Genomic DNA, 22044 nt, shown 5'->3' on the forward strand with positions numbered 1-22044 from the left:
GAACAGATGCGGGGTCATCTGTTCTATCTAAAATAAATGGAGGGACATGATGCTGACATTACACTTAACAGAAAAAACGTATAGCCGCACCTTTTCTCTCCGCGATATTCAGTTAAATGTAGAGAAAGGACGTATGCTTCTGCTTTTGGGGCATAATGGTGCAGGAAAAACCACGATGATTCAGTCTATGTTTGGACTGACACCATTTAAGGGGGTTGTCTCTTTAGATGGTAAACAGCTGAATTTTCAATCCTCAGCACATATCTCCTTTTTGAAAGAACATGTTTCCTATATTCCTGATGATCATGCTTTGTTTGATTATTTAACGCCGAGAGAATATTTCCATTTACTCCAGCTTCCAGATAAATTAAATGGACCTCGAGAAGAGACATTCATCGATCTTTTTGAGCTGAGACCTTATATGGATCAGCCAATTGCCCAGCTGTCTCATGGCAATCAAAAGAAAACCCAAATCATTTCACAGCTCCTTAGGCCTTGTGATTATTATGTATTCGACGAGCCAACAAATGGACTTGATCCAGATATGATGATCATCTTAAAAAAGGTGCTCATGAAGCTGAGAGATCAAGGGGCAGGCATCCTCATTTCAACCCATCATTTGAGCTTTGGTGAGACATTGTATGATCACCTCATGATCTTAAGAAACGGTGATATCAAGCTGGATATGTCACGTCAAGAAACAAACAAAACATTCCCTCATCAAGCACTTGAGGATATTTATAAAGAAGTGAATCAAGATTACTATATGCAGGTGGAGAGGTTGCTCAATGACTTGGACACGACACGTTCTTCATAAAATAGAATGGGGCATGCTCACAACGAAAATCAAGCAGCTCGGCAAAAAATATCCTTTGCAGCTTCTCGCCGCAGCCGTTTTTATGTTGCTGATCTACTCCATATACGTTGTCATGAGCCTGCGTTTTTTTATGCAAGTAGGGGAGAACGAACCAGTTGCTTTATACCTTCAATTTGTGAAAATGACCCTGCTGCTTTTGGGAGCAGGTATTGTCTTTTCCCGTCATAAAATGAAGCGTCAAGAGTATCAGTTCTTCTTTTTGAATAGTGCGATGCAAAGTGTCTCATTTGTCCTTTGTGTGTATTTCTTTCCAGTGCTGTTTTGTTTCATCATGCTTGGTCTGCTTTTTTTACCCATCCTATTAGGGCTGATCATTAGCGGCGTTACACTATCTTTGTATTGGATCATTGTGGTGGGGATCACTTGCTGTGGATTGGCGCTCTATACGCTTGCTTCTTGGATGCTGATACGCATTGGTGTGAGCCATTTTATATCAAAAACAAAAGAGCATTTACTGCTGCAAACGCTCGGATTTGTGACGCTCGGTGCTTTCTTGTTTCTCCTTTTTCAAAAAGCGGTTGAGATGATTCACGTATGGCCGTCTATTTATCTTGTATTTCTGATGATCTTTCTATGTGCAGGGTGGTTTTGGCTGAAGGGCTTGGCGGCTTGTTATGTCAATCGGATGTTTTTGCAGCTAAAGGTAGAGGTGAAGTCGTTTTCTTACCAAAAAATCAGATCGGATTCTTCATTTTTCACACATCTGCGGCAGGAGCTTGTTTATTTTAGTCGATCAGCTGTGTTTAAAGAACAAGGTATTTTGTTCCTGTTTCTTGTCTGTTTCACGATAGGTCTCCCATTGATCTTTACTCCGGCAGAGACTGGCTGGCTGTATGCTTTTATTGTGCAGTTTGCCTTAAAGGAGATCCTTATTATGCTTCCTCTGATGATTGGCAGGGAATATCATCTCCATCAGCGAGCCATTTTTATGCTAAATACATCAAAGGGTGCCTATTTATTATCAAGAATTTTATTTTATTACACAATGAATATATTGATTTATTTTGTCTATATCGGGCTTGCTTATTTCATGATAGGGGTCGAAAGTGAAGGGCACGGTTTGGCGAGTTTGTCCATTTTATTGATCACTGTCATGGCGGCATGTGTCGGGTTTGTCGTGAAGATTAGTGAATTTAATAAACTGTTTGTGATCGTGATGATGATTGCTGTGTTCAGTATGTTGGATATGCTTTTAGTCCAGTGGCTTTCAGCAAATATCCAGCTGCTCTCAACTGCCTATATGGCTTGTTCAGCCGCATTCTTCATCTTCATATATGCTGCCATGCTAAAGAGGCCGATTGTGCGATGATGACGCTTTTATTTTGCTTAATAGCCGTTGTGCTCATTCATGAACTCGGTCATATCCTGATGGTGATGGTGTGCAACAAAATTCAAAAAAGACCCATCTTTGATTATGTGGTGATGATCGATTGGAAGCACGTGTCGATTGTCCATGAGAAATTTTCACGGCCGGGTTTTAATGTGATGGTGGCACTTGCAGGTCCTGTGTTTCCAGTGATCTGCTCGGGTGTGCTTTTCTTCATGTGGAGGCATCCATTGACGCATCCATTGCTGCTTTTTTCTTTATTAAATACAGTGATGCTGCATCCAGCTTGCCCAGACGGGAAAAATATCATCACCAGTTTAAAAGAGATGAAAGGAGAGAACTAAATGGTTAAAGTATTTCATTCGTTTTCTAGCGGCTTAACGCTTGCGATGCTTTATGTGTTTGCTGTGTTTATGACGCCAGTATTTTTAATGCTGCTAGAGGTTCATCATGTTGAATCAAGTCCAACTTTATTTGGTATGCCATTTTATATCATGAAAATTGAACAGTATCAATTCAGCTCAGAGGCAACGCTCTTTGGGTGCGTGGTCTGTTTTTTAGCGGGTGCCGCTCTCTACTTCTTGATTCAATATGTGATTCATGCAGTGAAAAAGAGCAGAACATAAAAAAAGCAGGCTGAATGAAGTCAGTCTGCTTGAAGAACGAGTGACAACCGCACCATATCCATACACTGAATACCGTTCTCATAAATCGGTTCATCATAGTGCTTCAGAAAGAAATCGTGATCGATAGACGCCATGCGAAAACCGCATTTTTGATAAAGGGCGAGCTGCTGAATACTAGAGTTGCCTGTGCCAATTTCAATTGTATGAAAGCCAGCTGCCTTGGCTTCTGAAATAGCATGGCGGATCAGCTGCTTCCCAATTCCTCTACCTTGCCATGACTCTTTCACGGCGACATTCATGATTTCCACTGTCTGCTGAGACAGAGGCGTCAGAACATACACACCAATCATGTCCTGTTTATGAAAAGCAACATAACAAGAACCAGATTGTACATAGGCAATGACTTTTTCAGTTGAAGGGTCAGCTAATAGTAAAAGATCCATAGGAACAGATTGATCATGAGACAATGGCCGAATCTGTATCAAATCATTTCATCCTCTCTATTCTTTGATATACCCTTGTTTAACACCCCAATCATATTGATCCTGCACCCATTGAGAAGGAGGATGATGGGTGACATTTGGGTCTTTCTTAACAGTTGTTTTCCTAGTCGTTTGTGCTGCCTGCTTATTCGCTTGAGCCGTTGCTTTCGCTGATGCCAGTTCTTTTTGAAGCTGATCTATTTTTAACTCAAGCGCTTTACGCTGTTTGGTTTCTTTTTGATGCGCCTTCTTTTCTTTCTTCAGCTTGTTTGTGACGGTGGACAATTCCTTTTTTTGACCATCCATTTCATCTTTCATATCCGTTCCTTCTGACTTTAATTGTGTCAGCTGCTCATCATTCTTTCTCATTTCTTGCTGGTGTTTTTTCTCTGCCGCGGTGAGCGACTGCTGCTGCCACACAATCCAGCCAGTTGCACCTAGGATGATCACAGACAGGACAATGATCGTGATGTTTTTTTTCATGTTCTATTCCCCTTTCGTTAAACCTCTATTATCATCGGTTAAAACAAACCAGGTTTTAACAGAACAAGGGAATATTCGCATCAGATTAGCAGACACTATGAAAAAAGGAGGGTGTCTGTTGATTTCCTTTATGATTCATGTCATTGTGTCATTATTTGCTGTCTCAAATCCCATTGGAAACGTGCCTCTTTTCATCACTTTAACAGAAGGCTACTCAGAAAAAGAACGCGCCCAGACGGCCAAAAAAGCGATTGTTGTGTCTTTTATGATTTTGATTGCCTTTCTTTTGGCAGGCAGGCTCATTTTCAAATTGTTTGGCATTGATATCCATGCACTCCGTATCGCCGGAGGTATTTTTATTTTTGGTATCGCTTACAATTTGCTGAATGCAAAAGAATCACATGTTCAAAACCCTCATTCGGATGAAAAGGCAGAGAGCAAAGAGAAGGCCGATGTTTCGGTGACCCCGCTCGCCATTCCGATCATTGCCGGACCTGGTACAATTGCGACTGTCATGAGCTTAACGCCAGGAAGCCACCAAGTAACGCTTCATCTGCTTGCGATTCTTATTGGCATTGTGGTTGTACTTGCCATGACCTATTATGCATTTCATTATTCAAGTTTCATCATGCGAAAAATGGGGAAAACAGAGATGAATGTCGTGACACGATTAATGGGATTGATTCTAGCTGTTGTGGCAGTAGAGATGATTGGCGCAGGGATCAAAGGGATGTTCCCAATGCTAATGTCATAAGTGTATATAAAAAAGCTGTTTTCTTCTACAAAATTGTAAAATAAAACAGCTTTTTTTAAGGTTTTGGCACATGTTGAAATACTTCTTCACTTTCAAAGAACTCAATTAAACGGCTAATCCAGTCATAATAATCGAGACTTTCCTTGATTTCGGAAAGAAGAAGATTGATTTTATCTACTGTTTCTTCTGGCAGGTCATTTTGTTCAAGCAGCTCCAGCAATTCCTTGCATGTCTTCTTATGTGCCTTGCGATTTTTGCTGACAACACGTGACCAATTGGCTGCAAACAATGAAATAAAGGTTTGATATTGATCTTGCTCAACGTCATATAAATCTTTGCGTATTCCTTTTTCATAAACCTTTTCAGCAATATTCAGATCAAGCATTTCTCGAACGACTTGACTCATTCTTGTTTTGCTCATGCCGGTCGCCTCTGAGAGCTCACCGAGCGTCATTGGTTTACGGTTCATATGAATGATACCAAGCACTCTACCCACTGTGGCAGAAAGACCAAAGGCATTCATGTTCTCGGCAGCTTTTTCAATATAATGATCCTGTGCTTTTTGAATGGCGCCTAACGCTTGCTTGTCCATTCCCCGCTTCATCCCTTCACGACTGACAATTTGTAACACAATATATCATATACCTGTTTGTTCATGAAAACAATAAATATTGAGTATTTGCTCGTAAGTTGGAGGAAAAAGGAGGGATCGGTACATATCAGGCCGTTAACTGAAAATTTTAAATAAATCTTATGCAATACAAACACATCGTAAACTTTTTATTTTATAAAGTTTGCACTATAATAAATAAGGTGTAAATTTTCTGAAAATATATATCCGACTAATTGGAGGTGTCTCATTTGCTGAAACTAGAGAATGTATCTAAGACGTATAAAGGCGGAAAAAAAGCTGTCAAAAATATTGATTTAGAAATAGCAAAAGGAGAATTTATTTGTTTTATTGGACCGAGTGGCTGTGGTAAAACGACAACCATGAAGATGATTAACCGACTGATTGAACCTTCCTCAGGAAACATATTCATCGAGGGAGAAAACATTATGAAAAAAGATCCAGTCCAATTAAGAAGAGAAATTGGTTATGTGATTCAGCAAATTGGACTTTTCCCTCATATGACCATCGCACAAAACATTTCCCTTGTGCCGAAGCTGCTGAAGTGGCCGGAAGAAAAACGAAAAGAACGAGCGCGTGAATTGCTCAAACTCGTCGACATGGGGCCGGAATACTTAGAGCGTTATCCTCATGAACTCAGTGGAGGACAGCAGCAGCGTATCGGCGTTCTTCGCGCACTCGCAGCAGAACCCCCTTTAATCCTGATGGATGAACCATTTGGAGCACTTGACCCAATTACAAGAGATTCATTGCAGGAAGAATTTAAGAAACTGCAAAAAACGTTAAATAAAACAATCGTATTTGTCACACATGACATGGATGAAGCGATTAAACTTGCAGACCGCATTGTCATTTTAAAAGATGGAGAGATTGTCCAAGTGGGCACGCCAGATGATATTTTACGTAACCCTGTGAACGAATTCGTAGAAGAATTCATCGGGAAAGAACGTCTGCTTCAGTCAAACCCGAATATGGAACGTGTGGAACAAATGATGAACACGTCCCCAGTCACAATTACCGTCGAAAAAACATTGACAGATGCCATCTATATTATGAGAGAAAAGCGGGTTGATTCCCTGCTTGTCGTTGATGAAAATCATGTGCTGAAAGGCTATATCGACATTGAAACCATCGATGCAAACCGCAGAAAAGCAGCCTTCGTTGGCGATATTTTAAATACAGAATTTTATACAGTACAAGAAGGTGCACTCCTTAGAGATACTGTCCGAAAGATCTTAATACGCGGCATTAAATATGTACCGGTTGTCGACGCAAAAGGGCACTTAAAAGGCATCGTCACACGTGCAAGTCTTGTAGATGTCGTATATGACTCTATTTGGGGAGAAGATACCCCGGAGGCTGTCACTGAAATGAACTAAGGGAGGTGTACACATGGATCAAATCATCGATTTTCTTGAGAAAAATGGTGGGGAACTCCTCACAAAAATGTGGGAGCATTTATACATTTCTTTAATTGCCGTTGTGTTAGGCATTATCGTGGCCGTTCCTTTAGGCGTCATTCTTACACGAATGAAAAGAGGCGCCGGTTTTGTCATCGGCGTCGTGAATATCTTTCAAACACTCCCTAGTTTAGCGATTCTTGCATTTTTTATTCCTATTTTGGGAGTTGGAAAAATACCTGCGATCGTTGCGCTATTTTTCTATTCCGTTTTGCCTATTTTAAGAAATACGTATGCCGGTGTTCAAGGTGTGAACAAAAACTTGCTTGAATCTGGTAAAGGGATTGGCATGACGACATGGGAACAAATTCGTCTTGTGGAACTGCCGCTTGCTGTTCCGGTCATTATGGCAGGTGTCAGAACCTCAACGATTTATTTAATTGGGTGGACAACACTTGCTGCTTTTATCGGTGGAGGCGGTCTTGGTGACTACATTTTAATTGGGCTTCAGCTTTACCAGCCGGAATACATTATTGCGGGTGCAATCCCTGTCACTATTTTAGCGGTCATCATTGACCTTACATTGATGAAGCTTGAGAAAAAAGTAACACCAGAAGGCTTAAAAGGATTGAAGGAAGTTTCATAAGGAGTTGGCTCATGTGAAGAATCGAAAAACAAAATGGATCAGTGCACTGCTTGCCGGATGCTTGCTATTCATAAGTGGCTGTTCACTTCCTGGACTAGCCGGCTCTTCAGGGAGCACGCTGCGAATCGGTGCACAAAACTTTACAGAATCAGAAATTATGGCCTATATGGTGGGAGACATCATTGAGCATTACACAGATAAAAAGACAACCATTGTGAAGAATTTAGGCTCAAATACGGTGCAGCAAAAAGCAATGGAAAACGGTGATGTCGACATTTCGGCAACACGATATACAGGCACGGATTTAACAAGTACGCTAGGAATGGATGCAGAAAAAGATCCAAAGCGTGCAATGGAAATCGTCCAGAAAGAATTCAAAAAACGCTATGATTACAAATGGTTTGATTCCTATGGGTTTGATAATACGTATGCCTTTGCTGTGACGCAGAAGATGGCGAAGGAAAACAACCTAGAAACAGTCTCTGATTTAAAAAAGAATGCCAAAAATTATCGCTTCGGTGTAGATAATATTTGGCTGAAAAAGAAAGGTGACGGTTACGAAGGGTTTGTGAAAACATACGGAATTGAATTTGGAAGCACTTTTCCGATGCAGATCGGTCTAGTCTATGACGCATTGAAAAATGAAAAAATGGATATTGTGCTTGCCTATTCAACAGATGGCCGGATCAAAGCGTATAATCTCAAAATCTTAAAAGATGATAAACGATTCTTCCCACCATACGATGCATCACCAGTTGTCCCTGAGAAGGTATTAAAAGAAAATCCAGGACTGGACAAGGTGATCAACAGGTTGATTGGAAAAATCGATACCGAACAAATGCAAGAGCTCAATTATCAAGTCGATGGAGAACTAAAAGAACCAGCGACTGTTGCGAGAGATTTTTTAAAGAAACACAATTACTTTGAGTAAGATTGGGAGGTGTCAGAGCTGATGGACACACTGCAGCAATTATGGGCGTATTATCAACAGAACGGTTCATATGTGTTAGAAGAATTTTACCGGCATTTCCTCATGTCAGCGTATGGGGTATTATTTGCGGCAATTGTCGGAATACCAGTCGGCATCTTTGTGGCGCATTACCGCAAACTGAGCAATTGGGTGTTCGCAATAACCAATGTCATTCAAACCATTCCAGCGTTAGCGATGCTTTCTGTGTTGATGCTTGTATTAGGACTTGGCGCAAATACAGTCATCTTATCACTCTTTTTGTATTCGCTTCTGCCGATTATCCGTAACACGTACACAGGTATTGTCAGCATTGAGCATGCCTATTTAGAATCGGGGAAAGCGATGGGTATGACGAAATGGCAAGTGCTGAGAATGGTTGAATTACCGCTTGCTTTATCTGTCATTATGGCTGGTTTAAGAACCGCACTTGTGATCGCAATCGGTATTACAGCGATTGGGACATTTGTTGGTGCTGGAGGACTTGGTGATATCATCATCAGAGGATCAAACGCGACAAACGGAACAGCCATTATTTTAGCAGGTGCTATTCCAACTGCGCTCATGGCCATTATTGCCGACCTTGTCATGGGCTGGCTTGAACGCTATTTAAGCCCAACCAACAAGAAAAAAGAAAGCAAGGCGTTAGCTGAAAAAAACATGACATCCGCATAAATGCTTGAAAAGACAAAACCTCCTCTACATCTGTAGGGGAGGTTTTTTTATCATGATTAGGCGGCTCACATCAGGAGACATTTATGATTCAAGTGTGATCCATTCAGAGGACCACTTCGCAATTTCCTCAAAAACGGGTGCAAGTGAGCGCCCCATATCAGTTAATGAATACTCAATACGCACGGGTGTTTCAGCAAAAACCTCCCGTTTTACAATGCCTGCTGCTTCCAGCTCTTTTAATCTCTCAGATAAAACCCTTCCGCTTAAATTGGTCAGAGCTGCTTCGATTTCACTAAAGCGCTGTGAACCTGAGAGAAGCTGAAAAACAATCAGTGCCACCCAGCGTTTACTTAATAACTCAACTGCTTTTTCAAACCGCGGGCACATATCAGATTGATTCATCTTTCTTCACTCCAATCTGAACCCATTATACCGTAATTCTGTCAAAAATCGGCGCAAAAAGCTTGTCAATGATCAAAACATTTTACGATGACGAACGGCTGTTTAGTAGAAATAACAAATAGCGGTTTAAATCCTCTATCTCATGTTTAGAAAGGGTGGACCATATGTCCCCATTAAATATTTCAAGATCATCAAGTTCATATTGCTCTGCCGCTTCTTTTATTTGGGTAAAAGCCGTTTCTTCTTCCTTTATGACATAGGCAGAAGACGCTTCTTCAATATACCCTGCAGCCTGCATCATGTCCTCATAAGGTACTTTTAATGCACCTGCTAGTTTTTTAATTGTAGGAGGTTTCGGAATGCCGCGTTTCCCGTTTTCAATCCGAGAAATACCAGCAGCGCTGACCTCTGAATACATCGCTAATTGGTTCACCGATAGTTTCCTTTTCTCACGTAATGCTCTTAAATATGCACCGAAGTTCATCAACTCAAAACCTCACATGGTTAAAGATTAGTTATCTCTAGTGTACTCGATTTGTTGACTATTGGCAATAAGTGCACCATGAAAATATTGACATTAGTTAATAGTGGATGTATCTTATGTTTATGCCCCGCTATTTGTTCGCCTTTTTTTGGTTAATGAGCGTGAGAAAGTATTGATTCAGCTGGCTGATGTCTTGTGCGGTGAGTGATTCCCATTGGTCTCCATCGAAAATAGGGAGATGTTCTACATCCTTTTGAAGCGCCGTTTGATAGATTTTTAATATGGATTCATATTTCGGTTTCATTTCATGCACTTTTTCCTGTTCAATATAACCGGCAAGCAGCATTAAATCCTCATAAGGCACCTTCAAAGCGCGTGCTAATTTTTTTATGGTTAAAGGCTTTGGCACACCACGCTTTCCATTCTCAATCCGAGAAATACCGGCAGCGCTTACGCCTGAATACATGGCGAGTTGATTGACAGACATCTTTCTATTCTCTCTTAAAATGCGTAATTGTTCACCAAAGTGATTCATGTCATCGAACCTCACATTTCAGTATATGACTTATTTTAGTATGATCATTGACCAAAGGAAATAGAAAGGGCGTAAAAGTGTTGACATAAGTTAATGAATCCGGGAGATATGAGAGTCCTACATGTTGTACATATTGATCCTATAGGAGGTTGTAATGATGGTCGAAAAGATTCAGATCAGGCGGGCATTTGTGATGCAGTATATGATCGAAAACGATATGTCTTTAAATCAGCTCGCAGATGAAATTGGCATCTCTCCTGCCACACTCAGCAGGGTATTGAATGGTCACCGGAAGCCAGGACAGCTTGTCATTGGCAAAATGATTCATTACTTTGATAAAAAATTTGAAGATTTATTTTACTATGAAGATGTTGACAAAAGTCAATAAATGAAATCATCGTATGATCATTAAGGAGGCGGCTTCATTGAAAAGAACTGGAATGGTAAGACACATTGATTCGCTTGGCAGAATTGTTCTGCCTTCAGAAATGCGAAAGGTACTCAATATAAAAGAAGAGCAGCTGTTAGAAATTTTCATCGAAGATCAAACCATTATGCTGAAAAAATATGATGCAGATAAGAGCTGCTTATTAACTGGCCAAATAACGAAATACAACAAAAGCTATGGAAACGGTAACGTCGTGCTGAGTCCTGAAGGAGCTGAACGGTTGTTAGTAGAATTAAAACAGCTCTTAAAAGAAGAAGCAACTCGCTAAAAACGTTTTTTAACCTCAAAAATTGCATATAAAAAATGCTGCATACAATCCATTGGAGCGAAATTGAATCAAAATGACAAATAAAGTCGACAATATATAGGAAATCTTTATTTTGATGTTTCGTGACATGCACCTTGTTTTCATGTAAAATAAAGTTATGTGTACCAGTTTGTCTGGAGGTGTTTTCATGCACGCATTTGTTATCACATTACTCGTAATTGTCAGTATCGCACTTATCATCGTTGTATTATTACAATCAAGTAAAAGTGCAGGACTGTCAGGCGCTATTTCAGGTGGAGCCGAGCAGCTTTTCGGTAAGCAAAAAGCGAGAGGTCTTGACTTGATTCTTCACCGATTAACTGTCATTTTGTCAGTGCTTTTCTTCATCTTAACACTTGCATTGGCATATTTAGGCGTGTAGGCGCGAGTAACAGAAGGTCTGATCTTTTTTCAGACCTTTTTTTATTATCAGCACTCTTTTGTGTTTGGTTCATACATACAAGTGGAAAATATAAACCATATCAGAAGGAAAGGAAGTCACATCATGAAAGTTGTTACACCAAAACCATTTACGTTTAAAGGTGGAGAAAAGGCGGTGCTTCTTCTTCACGGTTTTACTGGGAATACAGCCGATGTTCGTATGCTTGGGCGTTATTTGAATGAAAGAGGCTATACATGCCATGCACCTCAATACAAAGGACACGGTGTACCGCCAGAGGAGCTTGTTCATACAGGTCCTACAGATTGGTGGAAAGATGTAGAAGAAGGCTATCAATTTTTAAAAGACGAAGGTTATGAGGAAATTGCGGTCTGCGGACTATCCCTCGGAGGAGTTTTTTCATTGAAATTAGGTTACACTGTACCTGTAAAGGGAATTGTACCTATGTGTGCACCTATGTACATAAAAAGTGAAGAAGTCATGTACCAGGGTGTACTAGATTATGCCCGTAACTATAAAAAATTCGAGGGTAAGTCAGAGGATCAAATTGAGCAAGAGATGGAAGAGTTCAAGAAAACACCAATGGGTACACTCAAGGCTCTTCAAGAACTCATTGCAGATGTCAGAAACAATGTTGACATGATTTATTCACCTACTTTTGTTGTTCAGGCACGTCATGATCATATGATTAATACAGACAGTGCAAACATTATTTATAACGAAGTAGAGACAGATGAAAAACATTTAAAGTGGTATGAAGAATCGGGCCATGTTATCACGCTTGATAAAGAGCGGGAGAAGGTTCATCAGGATGTATATGCATTCTTAGAATCACTCGATTGGTCAATTTAAATATATAGGGGGTTAGAGTGTGCAAAAAGAAGAATTTATGGATGAATTACTTGCGTTTATGCAAGAAGAGGCGTACAAACCATTAACGGTACAGGAATTAGAAGTCATGATGGAAATTACCAATCCAGATGATTATAAAGAGCTCGTCAAAGCACTTGTGATATTAGAGGATCAGGGACTTATCGTCCGTACCCGCAGCGACCGCTATGGTGTACCGGAAAAAATGAACTTGGTAAAAGGAAAGCTGTCTGCGCATGCAAAAGGATTTGCATTTGTGACACCAGAAGAGTTTGGACAGGATGATATTTTCATTCCGCCAAATGAGCTAGGCACAGCAATGAATGGCGACACCGTCATGGTTCGTGTCAGCCACAAATCAAATGGCACCAAAAAAGAAGGAACGGTCATCCGCATTCTGGAGCGTAATACTCAGACGGTTGTCGGTACCTATACAGAAACGAAAAGTTTTGGTTTTGTCATTCCTGATGATAAAAAAATCACAAACGATATCTTCATTCCGAAATCCGCTAAAAACGGAGCGGTCGAAGGTCATAAAGTCGTTGTCACGCTGACAAGCTATCCAGAAGGAAGAATGAGCGCAGAGGGTGAAGTGACGGAAATCCTTGGTCACAAAAATGACCCTGGCATCGATATTTTGTCGATTATTCATAAACACGGTCTACCAGGTGAGTTTCCGGAAGAAGCGCTCCAGCAGGCAGCAGACACACCTGAAACGATCGATGAAAAGGACCTTGAAGGTAGACGTGATCTGCGCAATGAAACGATCGTGACGATTGACGGTGCAGATGCAAAGGACTTAGATGATGCCGTAACTGTGCAAAAGCTCGATGATGGCAAATATAAGCTCGGCGTGCACATTGCAGACGTTTCTCATTATGTAACGGAAAACTCTCCGATTGATCAGGAAGCCTATGAGCGTGGAACGAGTGTGTATCTTGTCGACCGCGTCATTCCAATGATTCCTCATCGCCTGTCAAATGGCATTTGCTCATTGAATCCGAAGGTTGATCGTCTCACACTCTCTTGTGAAATGATCATTGATCGAAGTGGGAAAGTCGTCAAACACGAAATTTTCCAAAGTGTGATCAAAACGACGGAAAGAATGACCTATTCCGATGTGAATAAGATTTTAGTTGACCAAGATGAAGAGCTTTTAGACAAATACGAGCCGTTAGTACCAATGTTCCAAGAGATGGAGAAGCTTGCAGAAATTCTGCGTGACAAGCGAATGGAGCGCGGAGCAGTCGACTTTGATTTCAAGGAAGCAAAAGTGCTTGTAGATGATGAAGGCGCAGCAAAAGACGTAGTCATTCGTGAACGTTCTGTTGCCGAAAAACTAATTGAAGAATTCATGCTGGTGGCAAACGAAACAGTTGCCGAGCATTTCCACTGGATGAATGTTCCGTTCATTTACCGAATTCACGAAGAACCAAATCCTGAGAAGCTTCAGCGCTTTTTAGAGTTCGTGACGACGTTTGGTTACATCGTCAAAGGGACGTCAACGAACATTCACCCGCGCGCACTTCAAAGTGTACTTGATGCCGTCCGTGATCAACCAGAAGAAGTCGTCATTCAAACTGTGATGCTTCGCTCTATGAAACAGGCGAAGTATGATCCAGAAAGCATTGGCCATTTTGGATTATCAACGGAATTCTATACACACTTCACATCGCCGATCCGCCGTTACCCGGATTTAATCGTGCATAGGCTGATCAGAACCTATTTAATAGAGAAAAAGACAGACGAAGCGACCCTTGAAAAGTGGGGCCAACTGCTGCCAGAAATCGCAGATCATGCATCTACAATGGAGCGCCGCTCTGTTGATGCTGAGCGCGAAACAGATGACCTGAAAAAGGCAGAGTTTATGCTTGATAAAATCGGTGAAGAGTTTGATGGTATGATTAGTTCCGTCACGAATTTTGGACTATTCGTTGAACTGCCGAATACGATAGAAGGTCTTGTCCATGTGAGCTACATGACAGACGATTACTATCGTTTTGATGAACAGCACTTTGCCATGATCGGTGAACGTACAGGGAATGTCTACCGTATCGGTGACGAAATCACTGTCAAAGTGGTGAGTGTGAATAAAGATGAGCATTCCATTGATTTTGAAATCGTCGGGATGAAAGGCACTCGCCGTAAATCACCAAAAGACTTCAAGTTCAAAAAACGGACAGATCCACCAGCCAAAAAAGGACGCGGAGGTCAAAAGGCCTCTGGGGAAAAAGGCAAAGAGGATAAAGGCGGCGACTGGTTTACAGGTCGTAAAAAGAAGAAAAAGAAAAAACGCGTATTTGATAACGCACCGAAACAAAAGCGCAAAAAGAAAAAGTAATGTGACAAAAAGCAAATAGGGCATCACGCTCTATTTGCTTTTTGACCACGTGGCAGAAGCATTGTCCAAAGCTGGATTGTTTGATAAAATAATCCGTACGATTTGGACCGTGTCTGTGTCAAAAGGAGGGTGTACGCCAATGCCAAAGGGAGAGGGAAAGGTTGTTTCCCAAAACAAAAAAGCCAATCATGATTATTTTATAGAAGAAACATACGAAGCCGGCCTTGTATTACAAGGAACTGAAATCAAATCCATTCGAGCAGGAAAAGTGAATTTAAAAGATTCCTTTGCCAAAATCGAACGAGGAGAAGTGTTTCTTCACAATATGCACGTGAGCCCATACGAGCAGGGGAACCGTTATAACCATGATCCACTCAGAACGAGAAAGCTGCTTCTTCATCGCAAGCAAATCAGCAAATTGATTGGTGCGACAAAGGAAGAGGGCTACTCACTTGTTCCCATTAAACTCTATTTGAAAAATGGCTTTGCCAAAGTGCTAATTGGAGTCGGTAAAGGGAAGAAGAAATATGATAAACGTGAAGATCTGAAGAAAAAAGATGCGAAACGTGAAATCGAGCGTGCTTTCCGTGACCGGCAAAAGCAATTCTAGACGCATGCAGATGGCTTGCTGAGAGCGGAAGCATTATGCTACAATATGTTATGCAGTAAACAATCATTGTCGTCTTTTTACAGAAACCACCAGTTGTTTCGAGCGATGAGATTGTTATAATAGTCATATACGGAAGCAGTTAAGCTAAAGAACGTTTCCATCCCGTATATCCCTTTTACAAGGGGACGTTACGGATTCGACAGGGATGGTTCGAGCTTAGGCTGCGAGCCGAGAGGCGATCTCGTTAACACGCACCTAAATGTAACTGGCAAAACTAAAAGTTTTAACCAAAACTTAGCACTAGCTGCCTAATAAGCGCAGCGAGCTCTTCCTGACATCGCCTATGTGTCTGTGAGGAGCCCAATGAAGTAGGCTACGCTTACGTTTTCGTCTGAGGACGTAAGAAGAGATCCATCAGACTAGCTCTCCAAGCGCCCGTCAGCAGGCATGAGGATGAGTGAACACGTAAATATGTTGACTACGCTCGTAGACGCTTAAGTAATCGATGTCTCTGGACGTGGGTTCGACTCCCACCGTCTCCATCAAAACTTTTAGAATGCAGTCGTATCAAGGGTTTGAAAGCCCTTGGTGCGGGTCTGGCATCTTTAAAAAATGAATGGTTATATGAAATGACGCTATCACAGCGTCATTTTTCTTTGCTATTAGAAACTTAAACAATCTGAATTTTAAACAAAACTGGATGTTATCATACAGATAAAATACGTTCTTATTATTTTTATTTCAAGTCGGCTAGAACAGTGGTTTTTTTATGTTAAGTATGATAAATTGTTGTATCATAGAAGTATAGATGAAAACATTTTGGATAAACGAATTTCTAGTGAGTCGTCTTTTTAGACGAATCTTTTTTTTGAATAAAAACACGTTTTTGTTATAATATTTATTGTTTTTTAAATCATATTAAGTGATGAAAAGATCAAATATTGTTGTTTATATAAAATTTGGAAGAGGGATCTTATGTTATTTACTATTGTTATTCCTTATAAGGATACCAATAAAAAGTATACTGATAACTGCATGAAAAGTTTAGATGATCAAATTTTTAAAGATTTCGAAGTACTTTTGGTCCATCAAGATAGTCAACACCTAGAAGAAATTTTAGCGCCTTATACTTTTAATTATAGAACAATCAATATGGGACCCCATACAAATGCAGGCATTAGTAGAAATAAAGGCATAGAAGAAGCTCAAGGAGAGTACATCTTATTTTTAGATGCTGATGATTTCTTACATCCCAATGCGCTGATATATGCAAAGCAAATCATTGATCAAGAACAATTGAATGTTTTTAAGCTGAAAGTGAAAAAGACAATTGTAGACAGAAACACAACATTAAAGGAAAAGAAGCAGGCTTTGTATCAGCATGATACGTTGGATAACTTAAGTCATGTTTTGAAAAAATTAAATGTGGATGCAAATGAAAACGAAGTCATGCAGATGCTTTTTGAGGAGAATGTTGTATCAGCTCATTATCATGAAATTGCAAAAGAAAAGTTCTTTAAGAAGATTTCTTATCAATTAAAATCACATGGGTTCGTTGTTCAAAAGAAATATTTGTTGAACAATCAAATACAGTTTGATGAAAGCGCACCATTGTATAGTGATATTCCGTTCTTAATGAAAATTTATCAAGATGCATTCTCTATTTTGGAAACATCAATTTGTCTATACTATAAGCTGATCCATAATGATCCTATCAATTTCCCTTCACTTTCCCAGGAAGAACAGGATCATCGATTTGAAGAAATGTTCCGAACATTAAGCAAATCAATCGAACAATGTGACGATTTGGCTTTAGTGAAACAAGTGAAGCTTGAAGCGATCAGCCAATATTTATATAAGGTTGTAAAAAGCCCAGTGTTTAAAGAGGGCATTCAACGTTTAACGCCTATTTATCAGTCCTGTCAAACCATTTTGAATGCAGAGTCAAATCCAATCAAATTGAAGAAAAGACATTTAAAAGAAATTAATGCAATTAAGGTCGGGAATTATCATAAGGCATATCGTCTAAGTAAAAAGAGAGTTCTCTATTATAATCTGTATCAGGGCATAAAACCGAAAAAGAAGAGAGCAAGACAAAGAATCATTCAACAATTGTTCTTCTCAAGATTGCCTATTAAACCTAATACCATTGTCTATGAAAGCTTTTTAGGAAGAAACTATTCGGATAGCCCTAAGGCTATATTTAAATATCTTCTTGAGCATGAGCCAAATCAATGGAAGCATGTTTGGATTCTGAATGATAAAGAAATGGTGGCAAATGAAGAAGAATTTCAGCACAAGAACGTTAAAGTAATTAAGCGATTTAGCTGGAGCTATTTTTACTATGTCACAGTGGCAAAATATTTTGTTTTAAACATGAGACAGCCAAAGTCACTTTATAAAAAAGATGAACAAATTATCTTATCTACATGGCATGGTACACCACTTAAGAAATTAGTATTTGATATGGATAATGTAGTATCTGCAAATCCAGATTACAAAAAAGAATTTTATTTACAATCTCGAAAATGGGATTACCTAATTGCAGCAAACCCATATTCTGAAAAAATCTTCGAAAGTGCATTTATGTATCCGAAAGAAAAAATATTAACATATGGCTATCCAAGAAATGATATTCTGAAAAACTTTACAGATGCAGATAAAGTGAAGATTAAATCGAAGCTTGGTATACCTGCTGATAAAAAAGTCATTTTATATGCTCCAACATGGAGAGATGATGAATTTCATAAAGCGGGGCAATACAAATTTAATCTCACTTTAGATTTAAATTTGTTAAAAGAAAAGTTAGGCGAAGAATATGTCATCATTTTACGAATGCATTATTTCATTTCAGATAATATTGATTTAACAGGGTTTGAAGGGTTTGCCTTTGACTATTCTAAATATAATGATATCAATGATTTATATATTTCAAGTGACATCCTTATCACGGATTACTCGTCTGTATTCTTTGATTTTGCAAACCTAAGGCAGCCGATTCTTTTCTTTACGTATGATATTGATAAATACAAAGATGTGCTGAGAGGTTTTTATATTGATGTCGAAAAAGATCTGCCAGGTCCGTTATTGTATACGTCTGAAGAAGTGCTTCATAGCATTCAGAACATTGAAAGCGTAAAAGATGCTTACAAGGAAAAATACGATGTATTCCATGAAAGATTCTGTTCACTAGAAGATGGAAAAGCAAGTGAACGAGTGGTGAAGGAAGTATTTACTCGTAATCATTAAAGTTAAACCTCTACTTGCGATGGGACAAGTAGAGGTTTTTTCTATTACTAAGTCAAGCGTTCCTCTGAAAAGACTGGATCATTCGAACAAACAAAGGACAAACCACAATCAACGCCATCATCATCAAAAGCTCATCCGACATGATCTCCACAAATGTTGTCTGAATCACATAAACCGCAAGCAGCAGCAAATAACTCATTAAAAATAACAGCTTAGATCGTTTCTTCTGAAATGGCTTCTCTAAAAGAATCAGCATAAACAAACCTGCCATGATGATCAAAAAAGTCATCTCCTATCAAGCCTCCTTTTCATTCATCTCCACATTGTACAGATATTTCACTTGCAAAAATATGCTTTATCCTTAAATTAAGTAAGAAGTAATGAATAGATGGGGCGCCACGACTAGTAAAATGACGAACGCTTTCCAAAAAACCGCCAACCAAATCAAAATCACATCTTCCCATTTGAGACGTCCTCATATATAGTAAGATTAGACTAGTTCTAAATAACTGAAATTGGGGCGTTTACATGGATTCGATTGTTTTACATTTTATTGTGATCATGAGTGTTTCTGGCATTCTGTCCGTAATATTATCAATCATTGCTCATGCAAATCGCCATCGGTATATTGGCTGTCAATTGTTTATGTATATGTCTGGAGCAACTGCGATTTATATTTTTGGACATACATTTGAATTATTGGCGCGCACCCCTCAAGAAATTACATTTTGGGTTAGTTTTCAATACATAGGTCTTCCGTTTATTGCACCGTTCAGCCTGATGATTGTGCTGCAGTTTACTGGTTTCCATCAATATGTAACAAAGCGCCGCGTGCTTCTCTTCTTGCTGATTCCAATTTTAACCACCATTCTGGTGTTCACCAACTCTTTTCATTCACTCTTTTACCGAAGCATCACGATGAATACAGTAGACGGGTTTTTATTAGCTGATTTTACCATTGGTTATTGGTATATCATTCATGGGGTCTATACATTTGGCTGTTCTATGCTCGCTATTTTTATGCTGCTTTGGTTTTTACGTGTGAAGAAAGAATATTTGAAACAGGTTCTGATCTTGCTCGTTGGAATATTATTGCCGATCACGACCTCTTTTATCTATTTATTAGGTGTCACGCCTTTTCACATTGACCCAGTACCAGTGGTGATGTTTTTAACCAACGCACTCTACTTATGGGCGATTATGTCTTTTCATCTCTTTAAGCTCTCTCCCATTGCAATGGAGCGTGTGTTTGAACATATGTCAGAAGGTGTTCTTCTATTGGATCGATACCGAACACTGATTGATTATAACCCTGCGGCTGCATTGATCATTCCTGTGCTCGCTAAAAAGGGAATCGGCTATAAAATCGATGATATATTCTCAGGGATCATCAAAGAGCCAGCGTTTATACAGTGGCTGCGTTCTCCGCAGGATCATTCACAGTATGATTTAATGTGGGAAAAAGAGCAGCCCTTCTATTATCATCTCACTGCTTCTTCTCTTTTTAATAGAAGAGGCGAAGTCGAGGGCAGGCAAATTGTGATCAGCGATGTTACGGAGCAGCGACTATTGCAGGAAGAGCTGGAGCGCCGAGCATATATTGATGGTTTGACGAATATCTTCAATCGGTCTTCCTTTATTGAACGAACGCAGATGTTATTGGAAGAGGATGCGCAGGATACTGCGATATTGCTATTTGATATTGATTTCTTTAAACAAATCAATGATACGCATGGACATCATATTGGAGATGAGGCGTTGCGTCATGTTGTGTCCATTTGTCAGCAGCATTTGAAGATGGATGATTTATTTGGCCGATATGGTGGAGAAGAGTTCGCCATTTGTCTGCCGCATCATTCATTTGAAGAGGCATGTCATATTGCGGAACAGATGAGACATTCATTTGAAGTGAGTTTCTTTCAGACAGATGAGAAAAAAGTAAGAGTGACAGCAAGCTTTGGCGTCGCCCATACAGCGAATGATCCCTCTATATTAGAAACGCTTCTATTTGAGGCAGATCAAGCCTTGTATATGTCAAAACGCCAAGGACGTAATCGGATTTATGCATCAACTGGTTCGGACTATATGCTATACCAAAAGCAGGATCTTCCGCCTGCTTCTCATTGACTGTTGTCCTTCATTTAGATATGATAAACATAACATTTGAACGGTTTCCTAAAGGGGAGTAGCTTTTACGGTTTGGTCGTCATTACAGAAACATCCGTTGTTTCTCGGCCATTCCGGCATGAACATGTTAGCCAGACCTTTGCCTATCACACATGAGGCAAAGGTCTGGCTTTTTTTAAGGTCTTTTTGCATCTGTGTGGTTGGAAGCTGGACAAATGAGGGGTTTCAACATACAGATGAAAGGATGATGGATCTTGAAACAATATGTGATGGCGTTTCTATTTACCGGTACGTTTTTGTTAAGTGGATGTTCAGGACTGCTAGACCAAGTAAACGATACAACGACATATGTCACAGAGGCAAATGAGTATGTGACAGATATTCAGCAATTCACAGAGGATTTTCCACAGCTTGCGGAAGAAGCTGTACAAGATGCTGCCAAAAGAGCAGATTTGACGCAGCAACTTGAATCATTGAAAGCAGACATTCAAGAATTTAATGAACTCACAGCCCCATCAATAGCAGAAGACCTGCATGCACAAATCATGGAGAAAAATAAAGTGCTGTCAGAGGAGATTCAAACCTATTTACAGCAATTGAAAATGGACAACTTCGATGCTGCAGCTATTTTAGAGGATCAGCAAGGCCTCATGAAGCAGCTTCAGCAATCGGTCAGCCTTTTGCAAGATATTGAACAACTAACAAACTAGGATAAGCAAACGGTGATCACAGCATATCTTTGCCTTTTCAGGTGAAGATATGCTTTAATTGAATGTAACACAAGTATGATAGAAAAAAGGTGATCAGATGACAGAACATGAAGAAAGACATATCGCTTCGCCTAGAGCTGAGAAGGAAAAAGAGCAATTAATCAATCGCTTAAAACGAGTGGAAGGCCAAGTGCGAGGGATTCAGCAAATGATTGAAAACGATCGTTACTGCATAGATGTCGTGAATCAAATTTCTGCTGTCAATGCAGCTTTAAAAAAAGTGAGTCTTCAATTAATGGAAAAGCATACACATCACTGCGTAGCGGATGCCATTAAGAGCGGTAATGGGGATGAAGCCATTGAGGAGTTAATGAATGTCTTCACGAAGCTGACAAAATCGTAGCAAAAAGCGGATCATTTATGTTTACAATGATACCCTACTAGGGTATAGTAAAATTAGAAAATGATTGATGGAGGCGATGAGAAGTGGAACAAGCAACACTACAAGTGCAAGGCATGTCTTGCGGACATTGTGTGAAAGCAGTCGAAGGAAATGTAGGAGAATTAGCAGGTGTTGAATCTGTGAAAGTCCATTTAGATAAGGGTCAGGTGGAGGTTTCCTTTCACCCAGATCAAATCACGTTACACCAGATCTCTGATGTCATTGAAGAACAGGGATATGATGTCGTATAA

At 39.8% G+C, this 22044-nt stretch carries 27 protein-coding genes and 1 other RNA gene; 21 read left to right on the forward strand and 7 right to left on the reverse strand.

Annotated features, from left to right (window positions below; all coding sequences use genetic code 11):
- Positions 1-49 precede the first annotated feature (49 nt).
- The 4 genes from ACTJJD_RS09155 to ACTJJD_RS09170 are packed head-to-tail and all read left to right on the forward strand — an operon-like array spanning position 50 to position 2830.
- Positions 50-817: an ATP-binding cassette domain-containing protein gene (locus tag ACTJJD_RS09155; RefSeq protein ID WP_242731079.1), complete on the forward strand. Its 768-nt coding sequence runs from the start codon at positions 50-52 to the stop codon at positions 815-817.
- Positions 789-2186: a hypothetical protein gene (locus ACTJJD_RS09160; RefSeq protein ID WP_440608324.1), complete on the forward strand. Its 1398-nt coding sequence runs from the start codon at positions 789-791 to the stop codon at positions 2184-2186. The genes ACTJJD_RS09155 and ACTJJD_RS09160 overlap by 29 nt, the downstream gene beginning before the upstream one ends.
- Entirely contained in the window at positions 2183-2548 is a 366-nt protein-coding gene (locus ACTJJD_RS09165) for a hypothetical protein (RefSeq protein ID WP_017368070.1), read from the forward strand. Before ACTJJD_RS09160 ends, ACTJJD_RS09165 begins: the two co-directional genes overlap by 4 nt.
- A complete protein-coding gene (locus tag ACTJJD_RS09170) occupies positions 2549-2830 on the forward strand; it encodes a hypothetical protein (protein WP_008347692.1) in 282 nt (93 codons plus the stop codon).
- Between the two features lie 20 nt (positions 2831-2850).
- On the opposite strand, the gene ACTJJD_RS09175 is transcribed toward ACTJJD_RS09170, so the two are convergent.
- Positions 2851-3315, reverse strand: a complete 465-nt coding sequence (locus tag ACTJJD_RS09175; protein ID WP_035389418.1) for a GNAT family N-acetyltransferase — start codon at positions 3313-3315, stop codon at positions 2851-2853.
- Between the two features lie 15 nt (positions 3316-3330).
- Complete coding sequence (locus tag ACTJJD_RS09180) at positions 3331-3795, reverse strand: hypothetical protein (RefSeq protein WP_035389416.1); 465 nt, start codon at positions 3793-3795, stop codon at positions 3331-3333.
- A gap of 118 nt (positions 3796-3913) precedes the next feature.
- On the opposite strand from ACTJJD_RS09180, the gene ACTJJD_RS09185 reads away from it, so the two are divergent.
- On the forward strand, positions 3914-4549 hold the full coding sequence (locus tag ACTJJD_RS09185) for a MarC family protein (protein WP_035389414.1): 636 nt from the start codon (positions 3914-3916) through the stop codon (positions 4547-4549).
- 55 nt (positions 4550-4604) lie between these two features.
- On the opposite strand, the gene ACTJJD_RS09190 is transcribed toward ACTJJD_RS09185, so the two are convergent.
- Positions 4605-5141, reverse strand: a complete 537-nt coding sequence (locus ACTJJD_RS09190) for a GbsR/MarR family transcriptional regulator (protein ID WP_060832655.1) — start codon at positions 5139-5141, stop codon at positions 4605-4607.
- Positions 5142-5410: 269 nt separating this feature from the next.
- Here ACTJJD_RS09190 and ACTJJD_RS09195 point away from each other — a divergent pair, with 269 nt between their 5' ends.
- The 4 genes from ACTJJD_RS09195 to ACTJJD_RS09210 are packed head-to-tail and all read left to right on the forward strand — an operon-like array spanning position 5411 to position 8868.
- Entirely contained in the window at positions 5411-6559 is a 1149-nt protein-coding gene (locus ACTJJD_RS09195; RefSeq protein WP_041091316.1) for a betaine/proline/choline family ABC transporter ATP-binding protein, read from the forward strand.
- 13 nt (positions 6560-6572) lie between these two features.
- The gene (locus ACTJJD_RS09200; RefSeq protein WP_008347681.1) at positions 6573-7226 is read left to right on the forward strand and encodes an ABC transporter permease; all 654 of its coding nucleotides are present in this window, start codon (positions 6573-6575) and stop codon (positions 7224-7226) included.
- A gap of 13 nt (positions 7227-7239) precedes the next feature.
- Positions 7240-8157 (forward strand): osmoprotectant ABC transporter substrate-binding protein, encoded by a 918-nt coding sequence (locus ACTJJD_RS09205; protein ID WP_008347678.1) that lies wholly within the window; start codon positions 7240-7242, stop codon positions 8155-8157.
- A gap of 21 nt (positions 8158-8178) precedes the next feature.
- Positions 8179-8868: an ABC transporter permease gene (locus ACTJJD_RS09210; RefSeq protein ID WP_008347676.1), complete on the forward strand. Its 690-nt coding sequence runs from the start codon at positions 8179-8181 to the stop codon at positions 8866-8868.
- A gap of 81 nt (positions 8869-8949) precedes the next feature.
- Here the strand turns inward: ACTJJD_RS09210 and ACTJJD_RS09215 are convergent, their stop codons facing one another.
- The 3 genes from ACTJJD_RS09215 to ACTJJD_RS09225 form a co-directional block, all read right to left on the reverse strand.
- A complete protein-coding gene (locus ACTJJD_RS09215) occupies positions 8950-9270 on the reverse strand; it encodes a winged helix-turn-helix transcriptional regulator (RefSeq protein WP_007500199.1) in 321 nt (106 codons plus the stop codon).
- A gap of 82 nt (positions 9271-9352) precedes the next feature.
- Entirely contained in the window at positions 9353-9754 is a 402-nt protein-coding gene (locus tag ACTJJD_RS09220; protein ID WP_008347673.1) for a helix-turn-helix domain-containing protein, read from the reverse strand.
- 130 nt (positions 9755-9884) lie between these two features.
- The gene (locus tag ACTJJD_RS09225; RefSeq protein ID WP_440608325.1) at positions 9885-10289 is read right to left on the reverse strand and encodes a helix-turn-helix domain-containing protein; all 405 of its coding nucleotides are present in this window, start codon (positions 10287-10289) and stop codon (positions 9885-9887) included.
- Between the two features lie 154 nt (positions 10290-10443).
- Here ACTJJD_RS09225 and ACTJJD_RS09230 point away from each other — a divergent pair, with 154 nt between their 5' ends.
- From ACTJJD_RS09230 to ACTJJD_RS09265, 8 genes are all read left to right on the forward strand, one after another.
- On the forward strand, positions 10444-10677 hold the full coding sequence (locus ACTJJD_RS09230; RefSeq protein WP_008347669.1) for a helix-turn-helix domain-containing protein: 234 nt from the start codon (positions 10444-10446) through the stop codon (positions 10675-10677).
- A 37-nt stretch (positions 10678-10714) separates the two neighbouring features.
- Positions 10715-11005 carry an AbrB/MazE/SpoVT family DNA-binding domain-containing protein gene (locus tag ACTJJD_RS09235; RefSeq protein WP_008347666.1) on the forward strand — a complete coding sequence of 97 codons (291 nt, stop codon included), beginning with the start codon at positions 10715-10717 and terminating at the stop codon, positions 11003-11005.
- Between the two features lie 187 nt (positions 11006-11192).
- Positions 11193-11426, forward strand: coding sequence for a preprotein translocase subunit SecG (gene secG / locus ACTJJD_RS09240; RefSeq protein ID WP_003212746.1), 234 nt, complete (start codon positions 11193-11195; stop codon positions 11424-11426).
- Between the two features lie 123 nt (positions 11427-11549).
- Complete coding sequence (locus ACTJJD_RS09245) at positions 11550-12296, forward strand: alpha/beta hydrolase (protein WP_008347663.1); 747 nt, start codon at positions 11550-11552, stop codon at positions 12294-12296.
- A gap of 19 nt (positions 12297-12315) precedes the next feature.
- Positions 12316-14655: a ribonuclease R gene (gene rnr, locus ACTJJD_RS09250; protein WP_008347660.1), complete on the forward strand. Its 2340-nt coding sequence runs from the start codon at positions 12316-12318 to the stop codon at positions 14653-14655.
- Between the two features lie 139 nt (positions 14656-14794).
- Positions 14795-15265 carry an SsrA-binding protein SmpB gene (smpB, locus tag ACTJJD_RS09255; RefSeq protein ID WP_008347658.1) on the forward strand — a complete coding sequence of 157 codons (471 nt, stop codon included), beginning with the start codon at positions 14795-14797 and terminating at the stop codon, positions 15263-15265.
- A 181-nt stretch (positions 15266-15446) separates the two neighbouring features.
- Positions 15447-15810, forward strand: a transfer-messenger RNA (tmRNA) gene (gene ssrA / locus ACTJJD_RS09260).
- Positions 15811-16240: 430 nt separating this feature from the next.
- Positions 16241-18514 carry a CDP-glycerol glycerophosphotransferase family protein gene (locus tag ACTJJD_RS09265; RefSeq protein ID WP_440608326.1) on the forward strand — a complete coding sequence of 758 codons (2274 nt, stop codon included), beginning with the start codon at positions 16241-16243 and terminating at the stop codon, positions 18512-18514.
- Between the two features lie 52 nt (positions 18515-18566).
- Here the strand turns inward: ACTJJD_RS09265 and ACTJJD_RS09270 are convergent, their stop codons facing one another.
- Positions 18567-18803: a hypothetical protein gene (locus tag ACTJJD_RS09270; protein ID WP_440608327.1), complete on the reverse strand. Its 237-nt coding sequence runs from the start codon at positions 18801-18803 to the stop codon at positions 18567-18569.
- A gap of 239 nt (positions 18804-19042) precedes the next feature.
- On the opposite strand from ACTJJD_RS09270, the gene ACTJJD_RS09275 reads away from it, so the two are divergent.
- From ACTJJD_RS09275 to copZ, 4 genes are all read left to right on the forward strand, one after another.
- Positions 19043-20641, forward strand: a complete 1599-nt coding sequence (locus ACTJJD_RS09275; protein ID WP_058336929.1) for a histidine kinase N-terminal 7TM domain-containing diguanylate cyclase — start codon at positions 19043-19045, stop codon at positions 20639-20641.
- 254 nt (positions 20642-20895) lie between these two features.
- Positions 20896-21351 (forward strand): DUF6376 family protein, encoded by a 456-nt coding sequence (locus ACTJJD_RS09280; RefSeq protein WP_017359233.1) that lies wholly within the window; start codon positions 20896-20898, stop codon positions 21349-21351.
- Between the two features lie 97 nt (positions 21352-21448).
- Positions 21449-21754, forward strand: a complete 306-nt coding sequence (locus tag ACTJJD_RS09285; RefSeq protein WP_017359234.1) for a metal-sensing transcriptional repressor — start codon at positions 21449-21451, stop codon at positions 21752-21754.
- An 83-nt stretch (positions 21755-21837) separates the two neighbouring features.
- Complete coding sequence (gene copZ, locus ACTJJD_RS09290; RefSeq protein ID WP_017368060.1) at positions 21838-22044, forward strand: copper chaperone CopZ; 207 nt, start codon at positions 21838-21840, stop codon at positions 22042-22044.

Source organism: Bacillus sp. 22446 (genome assembly GCF_052044955.1).
Lineage (GTDB): Bacteria > Bacillota > Bacilli > Bacillales > Bacillaceae > Bacillus > Bacillus altitudinis.